This window comes from Enterococcus sp. AZ156 (genome assembly GCF_051714165.1).
Taxonomy (GTDB): Bacteria; Bacillota; Bacilli; order Lactobacillales; family Enterococcaceae; genus Enterococcus_B; species Enterococcus_B pernyi.
On record NZ_JBIORI010000001.1, the window covers coordinates 2694058 to 2712005 of the forward strand.

Consider the following 17948-nt stretch of genomic DNA (forward strand, 5'->3'; position numbering starts at 1 on the left):
GTCCTTTAGCAGACAGATGATCGTTCTCTTTCGTATCATATATTTAATTTTTGAACCAAAGCTTCAGACATTGTTTTTGAAAAATTTATCCCTTCATTTGTTGCGCGCACATTTAACCAATGAGGAATTTTTATTGTCTTTTTATCTAGTTGGACATCTTTTAAGTAATCATTTAGATCCACAGAAATCAAAGTAGCAAATTCACGCTCAGAATCAATCGAAAGATCATTGATATTAGTTGGCTTTGGCAAAGGTTTATTATTCTCAACTAAATCACCGAGCATGATCCCTAAAGCATCCGATGCAACTTCTAACCCCTCGATAATATCTTTTGATTGTGTCACTGCTCCTTCGATATCAGGAAAATAAATTCCATATCCAACAGGATCCTTTTCAAAAATAGCTGGATAAACTTTTTTCATTCATCTCCCCTTCTTTCGTAACAGCACAGCGGGCTTAAATGCCCACTGCTTTTCGAACAGAATCTTCTACTCTTCTAGATAACTCTTTTGAATGGCTAGTAAGGATAACAGGTCTAGGATGATCCTTTTTAGTGAATTTCCTATGTGAGCCCTTCCCACCTTTCACTTCAACAAAGCCAGCATCTTTCAGTAGCTTTTCTGCTTCTCTGATTGTCATGGGCATTGCACATACCTCTTGACTATTATATAATAATACGTACTGGGCGTACTGTAAAGTTGCAAACTATAGCTTCAACGAAAATAAAAATTCTCTTAAATTATTTTTAAAGTGAGCACATCCTATTATGTAATACTAGTCAATATCTATAATTTCAACTTGTTATTTCCCATGTCGTCTTCTTCAAAGTTACGAAAAACGCCAGAAATTTTTTTAATAATAATTCTTATGACATTCTGCATTCCTAATCGCAGCACACGAATAAAAATACTTTGTGTTTAATTGTATATTTAAAATAAGTGGGGTGGGAGAATCAGCAATGTTAAAATGAAAAATAAACTAGATTGCATAGTAGTTTGTTTATGCACTATTCATATTAGCAGATCGAATCACATTTTTTTGGTTTCCAATTAATATGAAAGGCTAGTTATTCATTGAAATTAATATTATTTATGATATAATTTAGCTACAAAGAAGAATTCTCATAGCTATAATCAAAAACCACTAGCGTGCAGGCTAGTGGTTTTCTTTTACGTTTCTATACGAATTAACGGGTAGGCTTACTGTCTTTTTTGGCAATTTTACAATCAAGCCATTGACAGAAGTAGTGTGCAGCTACCTCTGCTATGATTGCAAAAGTAAAATCAAGAAGAAACTTCATAGCTATAACCTCCTCCCCTTGCCAGAATAGGCCGGGGTAGCAGACAGCACAATTATTATACCATAACTGAAAATACAAATTTTAGTGTTGCCACTGATAGTTTTAGTGTCATTATTCTACAAGTGGCTACCGAAGTAAGAGAAAAAAACTACACTTTTTAACTTTTTTCAAAATAAGTGTTGCCATTTCAATTTTATGAACTCCAGGTTGTAGCATTTCCTCTGAAAATCCATCCCTTTCAAATGTAGTACCGTCTTTTGATTAAAAGGCTAGAGAAATTAATTCGAAGATATCCTCTTTAATGATTTGATCAATTTCCAAGTATTTAATAAGTATCTCTCCTTGTTTTGGAGGTTCGTTCGCCGGCTTCAAGACAATTCAATTGCACAGACAGATTGCTAACGGAACTGTCGTTAGATGCGCCGATTCTATTATTATGTGTTGAGACAAAAACAGGAATACGTTTAGAAATATCTTGTAGGACAGTATTTATTCTGTTGTTTAAAAACATATTATCAAAAGAAGACTCAGGCTCATCAATAAGAAGTAGATCTTATTTGAGTGAATCTTCTATTTTTCTGTGAAAATTATATTCTGCTCGTTGCTCCCCAGAAACGGGATTCAGCTCTTTGTTTAATATGTCAATTTGCATTTTAACAAAGTATTTTACAAAGTCAGCATGCTCTAAAATATCTTTATTTTTTAAGCTTGTAGGTAGTCAAATGGTTGATCATAAAATTTAAAGACTTCAATAAAGGAAGTTCGCTTTTTGATTTTCTAATTGTAAAATCGTAAACTTCGGTTTCGTTCAATATCTTATCTTTTTGTAGTTCTTTGGTTATGTTATTGCACTCATTTATCATTTTTGTATCAATCAATTATTGTCACTTGTTTTAAGATATCTTCTTGCATATGTTTAGCAACCAAGCTAGGAGGAATTTTTTCTAACCCGTCTTGAACAGGTACACAGTCAAGGAAATTACCAATCGTCGTTAGGCCTACATCATCACTAGCCAATTCTACTAATCCAATTTGAATTGCATTGTGGCTATCTAAGATCAGGTAAGTGCTTCATATGATCATACTTCATAAATCTTATGAAAGAAGACGCCTTTTGTCTGTTGAAATATCGATAGCATAAATGATTATTTTCAATTCCTTAATCGCAACAATCATTTCTGGTATTCTAGCGACAAGAAGATCAAAAAAACACAGCGATAACCATTCAGTTATCCACTGTGTTTTATCTAACTAGTTTACTAAAATCTAAATCCCATCTTCATAAAAACGTCCGAGAATTTGAACATTTTCCGCAATACTGACAAATGCTTGCGGGTCAGAAGATTTCATTGCTTCACGTAACAAAGGAAGCTCATAGCGAGTAACGATCGTCATTAAGACTGTTTGTTTATCGTGCTTGTACGCACCTTCTGCTTCATTGATGATCGTGATCCCACGACGCATACATTTTTGGATGGCTTCGATCACTGCTTCAGGATGTTTAGTCACGATCATGACTTGCATCTTTTTTTGTTTCGTATAGACGACATCCGTCACTTTACCACTCACAAAAATCGACAAAGCACTATAAAACATATACTGCCAGCCGAAGAGCAAGCCCGCTACGAAAACAATCAGTGCATTGAAATAAATGGAAATCGAACCGATGGATCGACCTGTTTTTTTACGGATCGTAATACTCACGATATCTAATCCGCCAGAAGACAAACCATTTTTTAATGCTAAACCAATACCAACCCCATTGACGGCACCACCGAATATCGCACAAATGATCGGATCAGTCGAAAGAATCGTTTGTGGCAAAAGATGGATACTAAGCGAGGTTAATGTCACAGTGATAAATGTAAAAATCGTAAATTTCTTTCCAAGTTTAAACCAAGCTAAAAAAAATAACGGGATATTCAATAAATATAATGTGGTTGAAACAGGGATTTCAAAACCAATCACTGATTTAGAAAGGGTCGTTAAGATTTGTGCAAGACCGGTTATCCCACTTGAATAGATGTTTCCTGGTTGATAAAAAAAGTTCAATGCAACTGAAGCAATCAGAGCATAGACGATCGACACCGAAAGTTTGGTCGTATAATCATGATACGCCCAATTTTCGAAAGTTTTTTTCATGAAAAAAGCCTCGCTTTATCTGGTATGCCCTTATTATATGATCTTTTAGAATATAATCAAGAGACTTCTTTGAAAAAAAGATTGGAAATTCCAATATAAGAGAAAAAAAGGTTGCTCCAGTGTCACTAGCACGAATCAATCGCGACTTATCAGTGACTCCTTCACAACCTTGGTATTCCTATGAAAATAACTTCTCTTTCTTATTTGTTATTCAACATCTGTAACATCGATGTTCAATTCAAATAATTGAAGATCAGAAACAGTACTTGGCGCATCACTCATGACATCAGCTGCTTTACCATTTTTAGGGAAAGCAATCACTTCACGAATGTTTTCTTCACCTGCAAGCAACATCACAAAGCGATCAAGTCCCAAGGCAATTCCTCCATGTGGTGGGAAGCCATAGTCTAATGCACTTAATAAGAAACCAAATTGCTCTTCCATTTCTTCTTCAGAAAAGCCTAGTGTTTTTAATACTTTTTCTTGTAATTCTCTTGTATGGATACGTAACGATCCCCCACCTAATTCATAGCCGTTCAAGACGATGTCATACGCTTCTGCGTAGACTTTTGCCGGATCAGTTTCCAATAACTCGACATCGGATGCTTTAGGCATCGTAAACGGATGATGCGCGGAAACATAGCGGCCTTCTTCTGCTGAATATTCAAATTGTGGCCATTCTGTCACCCATAAGAAATTGAATTTTGATTCGTCGATCAAGTCTAATTCTTTTCCTAAGCGAGAACGAATCGCTCCAAGAGTGGCTGCAACGATTTCTTCTTTGTCTGCACCAAACAATAAAATATCTCCAACTTCAGCGTTTGTTGCTTGGATCAATGCTTCAGATGCCTCGCCCATAAATTTCGCAATAGGCCCTTTCAAGCCATCTTCTTCTACTTTTAACCAAGCTAGTCCTTTTGCGCCAAACTGAGTGGCATATTGTCCAAGATTATCTAAATCTTTACGTGAATACTTGCTTGCTGCATTTTTCGCATTCAGCGCTTTGACCACTCCGCCATTTTCAAGTGCCATTTGGAAGACTTTAAATTCAACGTCTTTCACAACCGTGCTCAAGTCGATCAATTCCATGTCAAAACGTGTATCAGGTTTGTCACTTCCATAACGGCTCATTGCTTCATCATATGTCATACGAGGGAATGGTAAAGTGACTTCGATACCACGTACCTCTTTCATCACTTTAGCAATCAATCCTTCTGTATAGGTTTGGATTTCTTCAGCGGTCAAGAAAGTCGTTTCAATATCGACTTGTGTAAATTCTGGTTGACGGTCGCCACGTAAATCTTCATCACGGAAACAACGAACGATTTGATAGTAACGATCAAATCCAGCATTCATCAATAATTGTTTGAACAACTGTGGTGACTGTGGTAAAGCATAGAAATGCCCTGCATGGATACGAGAAGGTACTAAGTAATCTCTCGCGCCTTCTGGTGTTGATTTGCCCAAATAAGGTGTTTCAATATCCAAGAAATCATGGTCATCCAAGTAATGACGGATTGCTTTCGTTGTGTCGTTGCGCAATTTGATATTGTTCGTCATTTTTGGACGACGTAAATCAAGATAACGATACTTCAAACGAATCTCATCACTGATCGTTTGTTCATCCTCAATCAAGAAAGGTGGTGTTTTGGCTTGATTCAAGATAATGATTTCATCCGCGATGATCTCAAATTCACCCGTTGCCATTTTAGGATTGATTGCCAATTCATCCCGATTTTTTACTGTACCTGTCACTTCAATGACATATTCACTACGGCATTTATCTGCGATTTCCCATGCTTCTTTATTGATTTCTGGATTAAAGACAAGTTGAACGATCCCTTCACGATCACGTAAATCGATAAAGATCACGCCACCTAAGTCACGTCTTTTTTGTACCCAACCTTTTAATGTAACTGTTTGTCCTAACTGCTTTTCTGAAACCAGTCCACAGTAAACTGTTCGTTGTGCCATCATTTTTCCTCCTGTTCAGTAGATAATGTCATTTCATCATAGACTTTATCAAAGTGTTCATAAATATCTTCTAGTGCAAAGCTTTTCTCTGTACGATTAGCCATTGATTTGACGTTGATCGTTTGATTTGCTAGTTCATCCGCACCAATCACCAAGACCAACTTCGCATCGGCTTTGTCTGCTGTCTTAAATTGTGCTTTGGCTTTACGTCCCATAAAATCACGATCTGCGGAAAAACCAAAATCACGGATTGCTTGAACGATTTTCAACGCTTCGATATTTGTTTCTTCACCTAGTGCCACCACATAGGCATCTAATGTATTCATTACAGGGACAGCTACTTCTTCTGCCTCCATCGTTAATAAAATACGTTCGATCCCCATCGCAAAACCAAATCCTGGTGTCGCTGGTCCGCCTAGTTCTTCGACCAAGTTGTCATAACGGCCACCCGCACAAATCGTTGCTTGTGCGCCCATTTTAGGTGCGTCACTCATCACTTCAAAAATCGTATGCGTATAATAATCTAACCCACGAACCATATTGCTGTCGATTTCATAAGGTACATCTAACGCATCCAACATGGCAATCACTGTATCAAAATGTGCTTTTGCTGTTTCACTTAAATAATCTAAGATTGAAGGCGCTTCTGCTACGAATTTTTGATCACGTTTGTCTTTACTATCCAATACACGCAATGGATTTTCATGTAAACGACGTTGTGAATCTTCGCTTAATTCTGCTTCAAACGGTACAAGGTAATCGATCAACGCTTGACGATACGCTTGTCGCGTTTCTTGATCACCTAAAGAGTTGATCACTAAACGGATTTGACTGATTCCTAATTGTTTGAAGAAGTCTAATGCCATCACCATGCTTTCAACATCCGTCGCAGGATTGTCTGAGCCAAATGCTTCGACACCGATTTGATGGAATTGACGTAAACGACCTTTTTGCGGGCGCTCATAACGAAACATTGGTCCCATATAAAATGTTTTGTAAGGTTTTGTATATTCTGGTCCAAATAATTTATTCTCAACAAATGAACGAACGATTGGTGCAGTTCCTTCTGGACGAAGCGTAACATGACGCTCGCCTTTGTCATAAAAATCATACATTTCTTTTGAAACGATATCAGTCGTATCCCCTACACTACGAGCAATCACTTCATAATGCTCAAAAATCGGCGTGCGGATCTCATTATATTGATAATCTTTAAATAATAAACGGGCAGTTTCTTCAACAAATTGCCATTTTTCAGATTCTCCAGGTAAAATATCATTTGTTCCTTTTGGTCTTTGGAAGCTCATCTTTTTCTCTCCTTTTCTTCACGCTATGTAATCAATGCAAACAAAAAACACCCTTGTTCGCCATGAACAAGGGTGAATGATTATTTCATACACGGTACCACCTATATTTGAAAGATTGCTCTTTCCTCTCACGATTAACGCTCGTTTACGGGACGGCTTTGCACGCGTCCATCTCCAGAGTGTCTTTCAGAAACTACTTGTTTTAGATCGCTCTCAGCCACGACGATCCTCTCTTATAAAGCATTTAGTTACTTACTCGCTCTTTCATCGATATTTAGATATTAATTATAACCTACTAAAAACACAGCGCAAAGTCAAGTAGATTCTTATTGATTTCTTTTTCAAAGTCATTTTGATTTAGCTTTTTTTCTTTTTGATTTAGACTAAATAAAAAAGGAGGTAAAAAAATGTCAGAAGTAAAAATTGGTCATTCTCAAGTATATGCCGAAGCAATCGGCTTAGGTGCAAATGCCGTCGGAGGGCACAATCTTTTTTCAGGATTAGCGGATGAAACTGGAAAAGGAGTCGTCAGAGCTGCCTTAGATAATGGCTTGAACCTTATTGATACTGCTTATATTTATGGCGAAGGTCGTTCGGAACAATTGATTGGAGAAGTCTTGCAAGAACCGGCTTATGATCGTTCCCGTATTATTATTGCCACCAAAGCAGCACATCTTCCAGATCAACCGAAAAAATTTGATAACTCTCCTGAATTTTTGAAGAAATCAGTCGATGAAGCGTTAGAACGTCTGCAAACAGATTATATCGATATTTTTTATATCCATTTTCCAGATGAAGCAACACCTAAAAATGAAGCAGTTGCCGCTTTACACGAACTAAAAGAAGCAGGGAAGATCCGTGCTATCGGTGTGTCTAATTTCACTTTAGAGCAATTGAAAGAAGCCAACCAAGACGGCTATGTCGATATCGTACAAGATCAATTCAGTTTGATCCATCGCACAGCGGAAAAAGAATTATTCCCTTACCTCGAAGCTAACGAGATTGGTTTTGTGCCTTATTTCCCACTTGCTTCAGGTTTATTGACTGGCAAGTATGATCTAGAAAGTCCAAAACATTTTTCTGAAGATGATCCTAGAAAGAACAAACCAAACTTTCAAGGTGAACGATATGAACAAATCATCACAGCGGTCGATCAACTCAAACCGCTTGCTGAAAAGTACCAAGCAACTACTGCTCAATTAGTCTTAGCTTGGTATATCGCGCACCCGCGGATTTCATTTGTCATTCCTGGCGCAAAGAAACCCGAACAAGTCGCAGACAATGCCAAAGCTTTGGATATTCATTTATCTTTAGAAGATGCCCAAACAATCGATCAGTTATTCCGAGAGTTTAAATAATACTCAAAAACAGCCACATCAAGAAAATGATGTAGCTGTTTTTTTATAAATGATACAGTAAGCCTCGACTATTTGAATAGGGCTAAAATTGGTTGAAAGAAGTTAATTTTTGGTTGAATAACTTCCATTCAAATTAATCAAATCTATACATAAAACACTATTTATAGATGTCATTTCGATGACCAATTTGTACGATCAAAATCGTTATCACTTCATCATCTATATCTGCAATGATCCGATAATTCCCCACTCTATAACGCCATTCGCCACTCCTATTCGCTACTAACCCTTTACCATATTGTCTGGGGTTATCTGTATTGATAAGATTTTTTTCTATCCATGATAGTATCAAAGAAGCTTGAAATTTATCCATTTTTTTCAATGCTTTTTGTGCACCTTTTTCATAACGGACAAGATATTGCTTCCTCATAATCCTAGTTCTCTTTTCATTTCTTCATGCGAGATACTTTCATCAAGACTCTTATGATCTTTCATCGCTTTATTATAGATATCCATATCAATCTGATCTTCTAGCGTTTCTAATAAAGTTGTCCTTGCCAATTCTGAAACGGTCATTCCATTCAAATCAGCCATTGCTAACATAAATGCTTTTTCTTCGTCTGATACACGAAACGTAATATTACTCATACCTTGACACCTCCTGTATACATTTGTATTACATATCTATATCGTAATACAAATGTATACAACTGTCAATAAAATACTGTATTGCCCCCACGTTACTCTTTATATAACAATCCTCGACTATTTGGATAAGTCGGAAATTGATTGAATGGAATCGTCCAGTCTTGTTCTGGCACAGAAAAGGCAAAACGATTCACTAATTGATCGGAAAAAACGCGTAAACTATGCAACGTGATCCATTCACCTGCGCATCGGTGCATTTTTCGGAAGTCACCGCCACCTTGTGCAATCATCTCATACTCTTCTTCATAAGAGATTTTTTTCACTTTACCAATATACCGTTTGATCAAAAATGCCTCTGGTGAATCCACTGTCCGTTCATCATGATTTGTTCCATACAAATCTAAGATCACCCAACTGTCTTTAGGGATGCGATAGCCATCTACTTCTACATCTTGCAAAGCAAAGGCGGGTAACATTGGGAAAAATGGGTAATACCGACGCATCTCCTGAATAAAAGGATCTTGCAGTTCCTTAAAATCGTTTTTTAGTTGTTGATAGAGATCTGGTCGGCTGAAAAGAGCATGCCCCATCAACGCCGCCCATACGGTCAATGCCACGGTCGGCCGAATGATATTCAATAATTCTACCGACGCAATATCCAAAGGCAAAAGATTACCTTTAAGGTCAGTCGCATTCGCAAAAGCATAAAGCGCTACATTTTCTTTTCCGGCTACTGGATTTTCTCGTGCTTCTTCCAACAACTCTTGTGCCCATTTTTCTGATTTTTTCCGATTTTCTACACCTTTAAAATGATCGAGTGGCGAAGTGACTGTCCCACTGATCATAGAGATCTGATAATCTGCCAGTTGGTTGATCTCTTCTTCTGAATAATCCGCTAAGTTGATTCCTGACCATTCACAGATGGCGGTAAAAAGTACTTTTTTACTCAGGTCAAATAACTCAAAAGTACCATGTTGTTGTTCCAATTCATGTGCCAATACTCGATCCAATATTTGATGATAGTCATCCATTCGCTCTGGTGTCATCAAATCCATAAAAATTGCTTTACGGTGATGATGCTCCGCGCCATCTAAAGACTGCACACCGTCCTTTCCAAATAATGTTTTTTGGACCATTTTAGGCATTGCGCCTTCTCGTTTGAAATTTCTTGGATCATAAAAATGTTTCGCTGCCTCTTCTCCATAGATGATCACAGCTTCCTTATTGAATATCTTTGCTTTCACAACAGGTGATTGGGCTTCTTCTCTTAGCTTTCCAAGCATTTTGTAGCCCTCTTTATAGTATTTTTTGATTTCGGTCATTTTGATATCGACCACGGGAATTTCTTGCATATTTTTTGCTCCTCCTAATAAATAACTTTAGATATTATTAGGATACTCCTTGTACAATAAAACTGACAAAAGAAGTGTTTGAGACAAAGCCATACCATTTATTTCTCTTGAGCTGCCTAACCTCGAATAAAAGGCTTCCTCATCACTAATAAGATTTCATTATAACGTTCTGTGACTCTGTCATTCGCCTCATTCCTTCGTCTAGCTTTGTAGTCAACTCGTGAAATGCCTCTTTGAACCGCACGTCTTTTCTAGCATGTTTGTAAAAAGACAAAACATAGACATCATAAAATAAATTATAGCTTCTAAAGGAATATTTTACTTGCAACTAAAAGATATAATGGCATTCTAAAGTAGTGAAAGGGGCTTCTTTGATCAATTTTTTGTCTGGTATTGCCCAGTAATCAAAGCCATTATCATAGCGGTGGGAAAGTATCTCGTCTATCGTTGTCTGATTTCTCTCATCTCAGTAATACTAACGAACAAAAAATAAAAATGGCTGCCAAAATGAGGGAGAATAAAAAAAGTCTGATTTTGAGAAACTTCATCAAAATCAGACTGATCTTTTTTATTCATTTATCATTTATTTTGAGAATCAATAATGATCGTCACTGGGCCATCATTCACAAGAGAAACCGCCATATCTGCACCAAATTCTCCTGTTTCAACTGTGATTCCTCGTTGTCTTAGCCCTTCGTTAAATGCTTCATATAAAGGAATCGCTGTTTCCGGACGTGCTGCTGCGATAAAACTTGGTCGATTGCCTTTTTTTGTGTCTGCAAAAAGAGTGAATTGAGAAATACTCAACAGCGCTCCTTTGACATCTTCAATACTTAAATTCATTTTTCCTTGTTCATCTTCAAAGATACGCATCTGGGCAATTTTTTTGATCAAATAATCGACGTCTTTTTGCGTATCTGTATCATGAACACCTAGCAAAATCAACAAGCCATGATCGATACGCCCCACTTCTCGTTCGTTGATCGACACAGCTGCTTGACTCACTCGTTGGATCACTGCGCGCAAGGTACTACCTCCTAGCCATTCATCCGGCGTACGCTATATACATCCGGTACAGTCTTGATTTTATCGACAATACTTTTCAAGTGTGACAAGTTACGTATCCCTACTGTCAAATGGATCGTCGCCATTTTATCTTTATTCGTTCGTGCTTCGACACTGTTTAGATTTTTAGTCATCGCATTCACAGTCTGCAAGACGTCATTTAACATGCCCGAACGATTATAGCCATAGATCTCTAAATCAGCATCATACTCTTTGTTCGTATTTGAAGTGTCTTCCCATTCAACGTCAATCAACCGTTCTTCCACGTTTGGTTTATCCGATTGGACATTCGGACAGTCTTTGCGATGGATCGAGATACCACGTCCTTTGGTGATATAGCCCACGATGTCATCCCCTGGTACAGGATTGCAACAACGGCTGATCCGGATCAACAAGTTTTCAACACCTTGGATGACGACGCCACCTTCATGACGAACCTTCATTTTTTCAGGCTCTTTTTTAGGTTGATTCATCAACTCTTCTGCTTCTTGTTTTTGTTGCTCGATTTTTTGTTCTTTCCGCTCTTTTTCAGTCAAGCGATTAGCCATCGTCAATGGACTTACTTCGCCATAACCAATCGCAGCATACATATCTTCTTCTGTTTGAAAATTCAAGCGTTCTAATGCGTCGTGTAATTTATTTTTTGAAAGAATCTCCTTTGGTACAAAACCAAGATCCATAATACACTTCACTAAAGCTTCATGGCCCTTCGTCACATTTTCGTCTCGATCTTGCCCTTTGAAGAAACGCTTGATTTTATTTCTCGCTTTACTTGTGGCTACTAATTTCAGCCAATCACGACTTGGTCCAAATGAATTTGGCGAAGTCAGAATCTCGATGATATCACCATTCTTCAATTTGTAATCTAATTGGACCATTTTCCCATTGATTTTGGCACCAGTCGTTTTGTTCCCGATATCTGTATGGATGCTATAAGCAAAGTCTAACGGTCCTGATCCTTTAGGAAGTTCAGTCACATCGCCTTTAGGAGTGAACACATAGACTTTATCACTAAAGATATCGCCTTTCACACCCTCCATGAATTCAGAAGCATCGTAACTTTCATCTTGCAATTCGATGATCTCATGGAACCAACTTAACTGTTTTGTCATCCCATCGGGTTCAACTTTGTCGCCTTTTCCTTCTTTATATGCCCAGTGAGCAGCTACCCCAAACTCAGCGATTTCGTGCATTTCTTGGGTACGGATCTGAATCTCGACAGGGTTGCCAGCTGGTCCGATAACAGTCGTATGCAACGATTGATACATATTCGCTTTAGGCATCGCGATATAATCTTTGAATCTACCTGGCATAGGTTTCCATTTCGTATGGATCGCTCCTAGTACTGCATAACAATCTTTGATCGAATCCACGATCACTCGGATTGCCAGTAGATCATAGATTTCATTGAATTGCTTCTTTTGGTCTTTCATCTTACGGTAAATCGAATAGATGTGTTTCGGGCGACCATAGATCTCTGCAAAAATCCCCAATTCTTCCGTTGCTAAACGGATATCCTCCACTGTACCACTGACATAATTTTCACGTTCTTCTCGTTTTGTTTGCATCAAGTGAACGATTCGATAATATTGCTTTGGATTGAGATAACGCAGCGCCGTATCCTCTAATTCCCATTTGATTCGACTGATCCCTAAACGATGAGCAAGCGGTGCGTATATTTCCAATGTTTCTTGCGCAATGCGTCGTTGTTTATCTTCCCGCAAATGCTTTAACGTACGCATGTTATGTAAACGATCGGCTAACTTCACCATGATTACACGTAAATCTTGAGCCATAGCTAATAACATTTTGCGGTGATTTTCCGCTAGTTGTTCTTCGTGGGATTTGTATTTGATTTTCCCTAACTTCGTCACTCCGTCCACCAACATTGCCACGTCGTTCCCGAAGGCTTCTCTTAAATCTTCTAAGGTTACTTCTGTATCTTCTACCACATCATGTAAAAAACCAGTGGCAACCGTATGGGGGTCCATTCGTAGATCTGCAAGAATCCCTGCAACTTGGATCGGATGGATGATATAAGGTTCTCCTGATTTACGAAATTGTCCCTCATGTGCAGTGGTCGCGTAGTCACATGCTTTTTGCACAAAAGCGACATGTTCAGGTCCCATGTATTGGCTAACCATCTTAATGACGTCAGGCCCTGTTAATATTTCTTCTTTTGGCATGGGAAACATCCCCCTTTCTATTCATAATCAAAACAGATATTTTTTGTCGTGAGAAAGCATTTTTTTATAGCTTAGGATTAAATAATTGTTCTTATTATACCGATTGTGTCAATGATTTTCAATTCCGTACAAAAGGCAAAATCCCACTTTCACTTTGAGGGATCAAGAAAATAGGAAAATTCATACATTTGTTTTGTAGAAGATCGTTATCCCTAACGATTAACTCGCCTATTACTTGCTAAGTGCTTGTAATTCAAGTTGGAAACTTGCGGCACTTAACAAATACAATGGCGCAGTTTCTGTTCGTAGGATTCTTGGACCAAGACCACAAAGAATGCCACCTTGTGATTCGAAATGAGCGATTTCTTGAGGTGATAATCCGCCTTCTGGGCCAAACACTGCAAGGATCCGAGTACCTGGTAAAACAGATTGCAGTATTTTGGCTAAATTAGCGGCTTCCCCTTGTTTTGCTGATTCTTCATATGCAACCAGAAGGACATCATACGAACTGAGCGTCTCATAAAATTGCTTTTCTGTCTCCATTAAAGATACTTGCGGTACGACTTGGCGATGCGACTGTTCCGCCGCTTCATGTGCAATCTTGACCAACCGCTCTTGTCGCTTTTTGCGTTTTTTGGCATCCCATTTAACGACAGAAGCAGCAGCAGGAAATCCCACAAACCCGTGAGCGCCTAGCTCTGTCCCTTTTTGTACGATCCAATCCAACTTATCCCCTTTAGGATATCCGCTAGCAATCGTGATCTTGCAGGGTAATTCTTTTTGAACACTTTCTTTCGCCACTTCGATTAAGAAGACTTCATTCTCCTTCATTTCACTGATTTCTGCAATGATCGCGATCTGGTCGTTAAATGCTAAATAGACCTGATCTTTCACTGCCATTCGCATAACTCTTACCATATGGTGATAGGCTTCACCCTCTATTACAAAACGCTCTTGTGGTCGATAAGGCTCATCTAGAAAATATCGTTGCATTTAATCCACCTCAGGCTTTTTTAGCATAATGGCATACCAATCTTTTTGTTGGAACACTTGATCGACAACAAAACCTTGTTCTTCCATCGCCGTAAGAACCATTTCTTTCTTCTCTTCAATGATTCCAGAAACGATCAACGTCCCAGTTTGTTTTAGTAAACGCCACGCATCAGGAATCATCAACAAAATGATATCTGCCAAAATATTAGCTACGATCACATCGCTCTCGCTCTCGATGCCTTTTAATAGGTCATTGGCTGACACATGCACATCTTTTGCTACTTCATTTAGGTCCATATTTTCTTTTGCTGAACGTACTGCCACTTCATCGAGATCATACGCATAGACTTCTTTTGCCCCTAAATGCTTCGCCGCAATACTCAACACTCCGGAACCAGTACCGACATCTAAAAGCGTTTCTCCACCTCGCAAGGTCGACTCCAGTGCTTGTAATGTCAAAGAAGTCGTTGGATGCGTACCTGTTCCAAACGCCATCCCTGGGTCTAATGTAATGATTTTTTCTAATGGATCAGTCGTTTGATAACTTTCCCAACTTGGTACGACAGTTAGTAGACGTGTGATCCGAACCGGATGATAATATTTTTTCCAAGCCGTTGCCCAATTGCTTTCTTCGACTTCACTCACCGTCACAATGTTCTTACCGATCGCTAATCCAAATTCGGGTAATTTTGTCACACGTTCTTTGATAAAGGGTAAAATTTCCGGTAAAAAGATCGTTTCAGGGAAATAAGCCATCACGATGGCACCCTCTTCAATCGTTGTAAAATCTTCTTTTGTCAGGATTTCTCCATAAGGATCAGATTTAAAATTTTCGACGTCCAATGAATCTTCGATCGCGACACCACTCGCTCCTGCTTCCATTAAAATATTTGCGACTGCTTCAACCGCTTCACTCGCCGTTTCGATTTTGACTTCATTCCATTTCATATACGTTGCTCCTTAATAGCTGGGATAGGGTAGATATACATCTTTTTCATTTTGTTGTTTTTCTTCGACTAAACGTGTGAACACATGGTTATCCCATTTCAATTCAAAGACAGCTGTTTCGTCTTCTGCATCTAAAAAATCTAAAAGATCACTTTGACCTTGTGCTAATACATCATTCAAGTAGTCAATCAGTGCATCGGCTACAGAACTCGCTAACCCTTTCTTTCCTTCATAAGGGATCACTGCCAGATAATCTTGCTCATCAAATATAGATTTTTCTGGGTTGAATAATAAGACACCATCTTCAAATTCAATGATTTCTTCTTCCGAGACAACACCTTGGGCATCATCTAATTCAAAATGTGCCTGATTTTCTGCAAATAAACGTACCACGATCTCAATCGTATGGTTTTTTGTGTCCCAATCTAACGCCACATCATAGTCTGTGATCTTCTTTTCAATGGCTGTATCAAGGTAATCCAATATTGTTGTTTTCTTCATTTTGTTTCCTCCAACCCCAGTCTTCATCGACTTGGTTCTTTTTTTGTAATGAAAGATACGGATTTCCAGCAACGACAAAACGCAATGGTTTTTCCGTCCATTCTCCTTTATTCGGTATACCGATTCTAGGCAACGCCAATATTTTTTTTGGTAGCCGTTTTTTCTCAAAAACCAAACGCAACGAGCTATCACGAATCGACTGTCCATATAAATCTGGTGATAGACCTAAGGCTGCCACTAATTTCCCTGGACCATTACTAATATCAGGACCCGCCTTCCCTTTGCGATTCAGGCTCATTTGCTCAATCCCCTCCACAGGCTCAATGGCACGGATCATCACTCCTTGTGGTACTCCTTCAGGTTGTGTGATGATATTTAAAATCAAGTGGGTGTGCATCGTGTAGAGATAGATCGTTCCTGGTTCTTCATACATTGCACGCACTCGATGCGTACGCCGCATACCATAACTGTGAGCAGCCAGATCTTCCGGACCTAAGTAAGCTTCTGCATCTACGATATAGCCACCTAAGCGCCCATTTGGTGTTTCATATTCCAGATACATTCCTAGTAAATCTTTTGCCACTTCTGCCGTTGTTTTATTTAATAAAAGTTCATCTAATTGTTTTTGATTTGTCATTTGCTTCACCACCTTTATCATACACAATATTAGGCAAAGAAGCTATGAAAAAAGCGGGTCAACGAGTTGGCGATTACCATTGCTGAACTAGAGAAACCTATTTCTAGCTTCTCGCCCTATTCTGACTATTCCTCCGCCTTTTGCGCCCCTTTATCCTATGAGATATGTTATAATAAACGAACGAATAATCTAAAGGAGGCAGACTGATGCAACAACCATTAGCCTATCGGATGCGTCCGAAAAATATCGATGAAGTCGTTGGCCAACGCCATTTAGTTGGTGAAGGTAAAATCATTCGCCGAATGGTTGATGCAGAAATGTTATCTTCCATGATTTTATATGGACCACCCGGCACAGGAAAGACAAGTATCGCTAGTGCCATTGCTGGCTCAACTAATTTTGCCTTTCGGATGTTGAATGCCGCGACCGATTCTAAAAAAGATCTACAAGTTGTCGCCGAAGAAGCTAGAATGAGCGGTACTGTGATTCTTTTACTTGATGAAGTCCATCGATTAGATAAAACAAAGCAAGATTTTTTACTTCCGCATTTAGAAAACGGTCGTATCATCTTGATTGGGGCAACCACTGAAAATCCTTATATCACGATTAATCCAGCAATCCGTAGTCGGACACAGATCTTTGAGGTAAAACCGTTAGACGAAGAAGATATCCAATTAGCAATTCATCGTGCATTGTCCGATAAAGAAAATGGCTTAGGAGAATCATCGATTAAAATAGATGAAAATGCCTTGCTTCATCTATCTCGTGCCACTAACGGTGATTTGAGAAGCGCACTTAATGGCTTGGAACTTGCTGTACGTTCCACTAAAAAACAAGAAGACGGTACAATTCATCTCACCCTCGCGATTATCGAAGAGTGTATCCAGCGAAAAGCATTGACGCATGATAAAAATGGGGATGCTCACTATGATGTGATCTCCGCATTTCAAAAATCCATTCGTGGGAGCGACGTGGATGCTGCATTACATTACTTGGCGCGTTTAGTCGAAGCTGGGGATTTAGCAAGTATTTGTCGTCGCCTGATGGTGATTGGCTACGAAGATATTGGCTTAGGCAACCCTGCTGCTGCGGCTCGAACAGTCAACGCTGTGCTAGCTGCCGAACGTTTAGGTCTACCAGAAGGTCGTATCCCTTTAGCTGATGCAGTCGTCGATCTTTGCCTTTCACCAAAATCCAATTCTGCCTATACCGCATTAGATACAGCCATTGCAGACATAAGAGCAGGAAAGGCAGGCGAAATTCCTGATCACTTAAAAGATAGCCATTATCAAGGGGCCAAGTCATTGAATCGAGGTGTAGACTATCAATATCCTCATAGCTACGAAAATGCTTGGGTCGATCAACAATATCTACCTGATAAACTGAAACATACACAGTATTATCAACCTAAAAATACTGGGAAGTACGAACAAGCCTTAGGACAGCAATATCAGCGCATTAAAGAATGGCAGAAAAAAACACAATAACCACCGTCATTGAAAGCGTTCAAAATTATTGAGCGCCCACATTGCTCTTT

Annotated in this window: 16 protein-coding genes and 1 other annotated feature; of the genes, 2 read left to right on the forward strand and 14 right to left on the reverse strand. The window is 38.9% G+C overall.

The genetic code is table 11. From position 1 onward, the window contains the following. Nucleotides 1-35: 35 nt before the first annotated feature. The 5 genes from IGJ95_RS12780 to hisS form a co-directional block, all read right to left on the reverse strand. The gene (locus IGJ95_RS12780; RefSeq protein ID WP_010734232.1) at nucleotides 36-422 is read right to left on the reverse strand and encodes a type II toxin-antitoxin system HicB family antitoxin; all 387 of its coding nucleotides are present in this window, start codon (nucleotides 420-422) and stop codon (nucleotides 36-38) included. A gap of 34 nt (nucleotides 423-456) precedes the next feature. Then, nucleotides 457-645 (reverse strand): type II toxin-antitoxin system HicA family toxin, encoded by a 189-nt coding sequence (locus IGJ95_RS12785; RefSeq protein WP_010734231.1) that lies wholly within the window; start codon nucleotides 643-645, stop codon nucleotides 457-459. Between the two features lie 1921 nt (nucleotides 646-2566). After that, nucleotides 2567-3442: a YitT family protein gene (locus tag IGJ95_RS12790; RefSeq protein ID WP_010734230.1), complete on the reverse strand. Its 876-nt coding sequence runs from the start codon at nucleotides 3440-3442 to the stop codon at nucleotides 2567-2569. A 207-nt stretch (nucleotides 3443-3649) separates the two neighbouring features. Beyond that, nucleotides 3650-5416 carry an aspartate--tRNA ligase gene (gene aspS, locus IGJ95_RS12795; RefSeq protein WP_010734229.1) on the reverse strand — a complete coding sequence of 589 codons (1767 nt, stop codon included), beginning with the start codon at nucleotides 5414-5416 and terminating at the stop codon, nucleotides 3650-3652. Beyond that, entirely contained in the window at nucleotides 5416-6723 is a 1308-nt protein-coding gene (hisS, locus tag IGJ95_RS12800) for a histidine--tRNA ligase (RefSeq protein ID WP_023520426.1), read from the reverse strand. Before hisS ends, aspS begins: the two co-directional genes overlap by 1 nt. 65 nt (nucleotides 6724-6788) lie before the next feature. Next, nucleotides 6789-7000, reverse strand: a binding site (T-box leader). Nucleotides 7001-7130: 130 nt separating this feature from the next. Between hisS and IGJ95_RS12805 the strand changes: the two genes are divergently transcribed. After that, nucleotides 7131-8081: an aldo/keto reductase gene (locus IGJ95_RS12805; RefSeq protein ID WP_137072868.1), complete on the forward strand. Its 951-nt coding sequence runs from the start codon at nucleotides 7131-7133 to the stop codon at nucleotides 8079-8081. Nucleotides 8082-8238: 157 nt separating this feature from the next. Here the strand turns inward: IGJ95_RS12805 and IGJ95_RS12810 are convergent, their stop codons facing one another. From IGJ95_RS12810 to IGJ95_RS12850, 9 genes are all read right to left on the reverse strand, one after another. Then, nucleotides 8239-8511, reverse strand: a complete 273-nt coding sequence (locus IGJ95_RS12810) for a type II toxin-antitoxin system RelE family toxin (RefSeq protein ID WP_010734226.1) — start codon at nucleotides 8509-8511, stop codon at nucleotides 8239-8241. Next, nucleotides 8508-8729, reverse strand: coding sequence for a type II toxin-antitoxin system RelB family antitoxin (gene relB / locus IGJ95_RS12815; RefSeq protein ID WP_010734225.1), 222 nt, complete (start codon nucleotides 8727-8729; stop codon nucleotides 8508-8510). Before relB ends, IGJ95_RS12810 begins: the two co-directional genes overlap by 4 nt. A gap of 92 nt (nucleotides 8730-8821) precedes the next feature. Continuing rightward, entirely contained in the window at nucleotides 8822-10081 is a 1260-nt protein-coding gene (locus IGJ95_RS12820; RefSeq protein ID WP_438762044.1) for a cytochrome P450, read from the reverse strand. A 579-nt stretch (nucleotides 10082-10660) separates the two neighbouring features. Beyond that, a complete protein-coding gene (gene dtd / locus IGJ95_RS12825) occupies nucleotides 10661-11107 on the reverse strand; it encodes a D-aminoacyl-tRNA deacylase (protein ID WP_010734223.1) in 447 nt (148 codons plus the stop codon). Nucleotides 11108-11118: 11 nt separating this feature from the next. Then, complete coding sequence (locus IGJ95_RS12830) at nucleotides 11119-13332, reverse strand: RelA/SpoT family protein (RefSeq protein ID WP_153830539.1); 2214 nt, start codon at nucleotides 13330-13332, stop codon at nucleotides 11119-11121. 231 nt (nucleotides 13333-13563) lie between these two features. Continuing rightward, nucleotides 13564-14325: a 16S rRNA (uracil(1498)-N(3))-methyltransferase gene (locus IGJ95_RS12835; protein WP_153830540.1), complete on the reverse strand. Its 762-nt coding sequence runs from the start codon at nucleotides 14323-14325 to the stop codon at nucleotides 13564-13566. Then, on the reverse strand, nucleotides 14326-15273 hold the full coding sequence (prmA, locus tag IGJ95_RS12840; protein WP_010734220.1) for a 50S ribosomal protein L11 methyltransferase: 948 nt from the start codon (nucleotides 15271-15273) through the stop codon (nucleotides 14326-14328). It abuts the gene before it with no gap. A 12-nt stretch (nucleotides 15274-15285) separates the two neighbouring features. Further along, on the reverse strand, nucleotides 15286-15774 hold the full coding sequence (locus IGJ95_RS12845) for a DUF3013 family protein (protein ID WP_010734219.1): 489 nt from the start codon (nucleotides 15772-15774) through the stop codon (nucleotides 15286-15288). Then, entirely contained in the window at nucleotides 15743-16411 is a 669-nt protein-coding gene (locus IGJ95_RS12850) for a DNA-3-methyladenine glycosylase (RefSeq protein WP_438762047.1), read from the reverse strand. Before IGJ95_RS12850 ends, IGJ95_RS12845 begins: the two co-directional genes overlap by 32 nt. Nucleotides 16412-16617: 206 nt before the next feature. On the opposite strand from IGJ95_RS12850, the gene IGJ95_RS12855 reads away from it, so the two are divergent. Next, complete coding sequence (locus IGJ95_RS12855) at nucleotides 16618-17898, forward strand: replication-associated recombination protein A (protein ID WP_153830542.1); 1281 nt, start codon at nucleotides 16618-16620, stop codon at nucleotides 17896-17898. The last annotated feature ends 50 nt before the right edge of the window (nucleotides 17899-17948 follow it).

What these genes read in the sequence shown, in the direction of transcription:
- IGJ95_RS12810 (WP_010734226.1), bottom strand. Translation starts at nt 8,511, where the DNA reads ATGAGGAAGCAATATCTTGTCCGTTATGAAAAAGGTGCACAAAAAGCA.
- prmA (WP_010734220.1), bottom strand. Translation starts at nt 15,273, where the DNA reads ATGAAATGGAATGAAGTCAAAATCGAAACGGCGAGTGAAGCGGTTGAA.
- IGJ95_RS12835 (WP_153830540.1), bottom strand. Translation starts at nt 14,325, where the DNA reads ATGCAACGATATTTTCTAGATGAGCCTTATCGACCACAAGAGCGTTTT.
- relB (WP_010734225.1), bottom strand. Translation starts at nt 8,729, where the DNA reads ATGAGTAATATTACGTTTCGTGTATCAGACGAAGAAAAAGCATTTATG.
- IGJ95_RS12790 (WP_010734230.1), bottom strand. Translation starts at nt 3,442, where the DNA reads ATGAAAAAAACTTTCGAAAATTGGGCGTATCATGATTATACGACCAAA.
- IGJ95_RS12780 (WP_010734232.1), bottom strand. Translation starts at nt 422, where the DNA reads ATGAAAAAAGTTTATCCAGCTATTTTTGAAAAGGATCCTGTTGGATAT.
- IGJ95_RS12845 (WP_010734219.1), bottom strand. Translation starts at nt 15,774, where the DNA reads ATGAAGAAAACAACAATATTGGATTACCTTGATACAGCCATTGAAAAG.
- IGJ95_RS12830 (WP_153830539.1), bottom strand. Translation starts at nt 13,332, where the DNA reads ATGCCAAAAGAAGAAATATTAACAGGGCCTGACGTCATTAAGATGGTT.
- IGJ95_RS12850 (WP_438762047.1), bottom strand. Translation starts at nt 16,411, where the DNA reads ATGACAAATCAAAAACAATTAGATGAACTTTTATTAAATAAAACAACG.
- hisS (WP_023520426.1), bottom strand. Translation starts at nt 6,723, where the DNA reads ATGAGCTTCCAAAGACCAAAAGGAACAAATGATATTTTACCTGGAGAA.
- aspS (WP_010734229.1), bottom strand. Translation starts at nt 5,416, where the DNA reads ATGGCACAACGAACAGTTTACTGTGGACTGGTTTCAGAAAAGCAGTTA.
- IGJ95_RS12785 (WP_010734231.1), bottom strand. Translation starts at nt 645, where the DNA reads ATGCCCATGACAATCAGAGAAGCAGAAAAGCTACTGAAAGATGCTGGC.
- IGJ95_RS12805 (WP_137072868.1), top strand. Translation starts at nt 7,131, where the DNA reads ATGTCAGAAGTAAAAATTGGTCATTCTCAAGTATATGCCGAAGCAATC.
- IGJ95_RS12820 (WP_438762044.1), bottom strand. Translation starts at nt 10,081, where the DNA reads ATGCAAGAAATTCCCGTGGTCGATATCAAAATGACCGAAATCAAAAAA.
- IGJ95_RS12855 (WP_153830542.1), top strand. Translation starts at nt 16,618, where the DNA reads ATGCAACAACCATTAGCCTATCGGATGCGTCCGAAAAATATCGATGAA.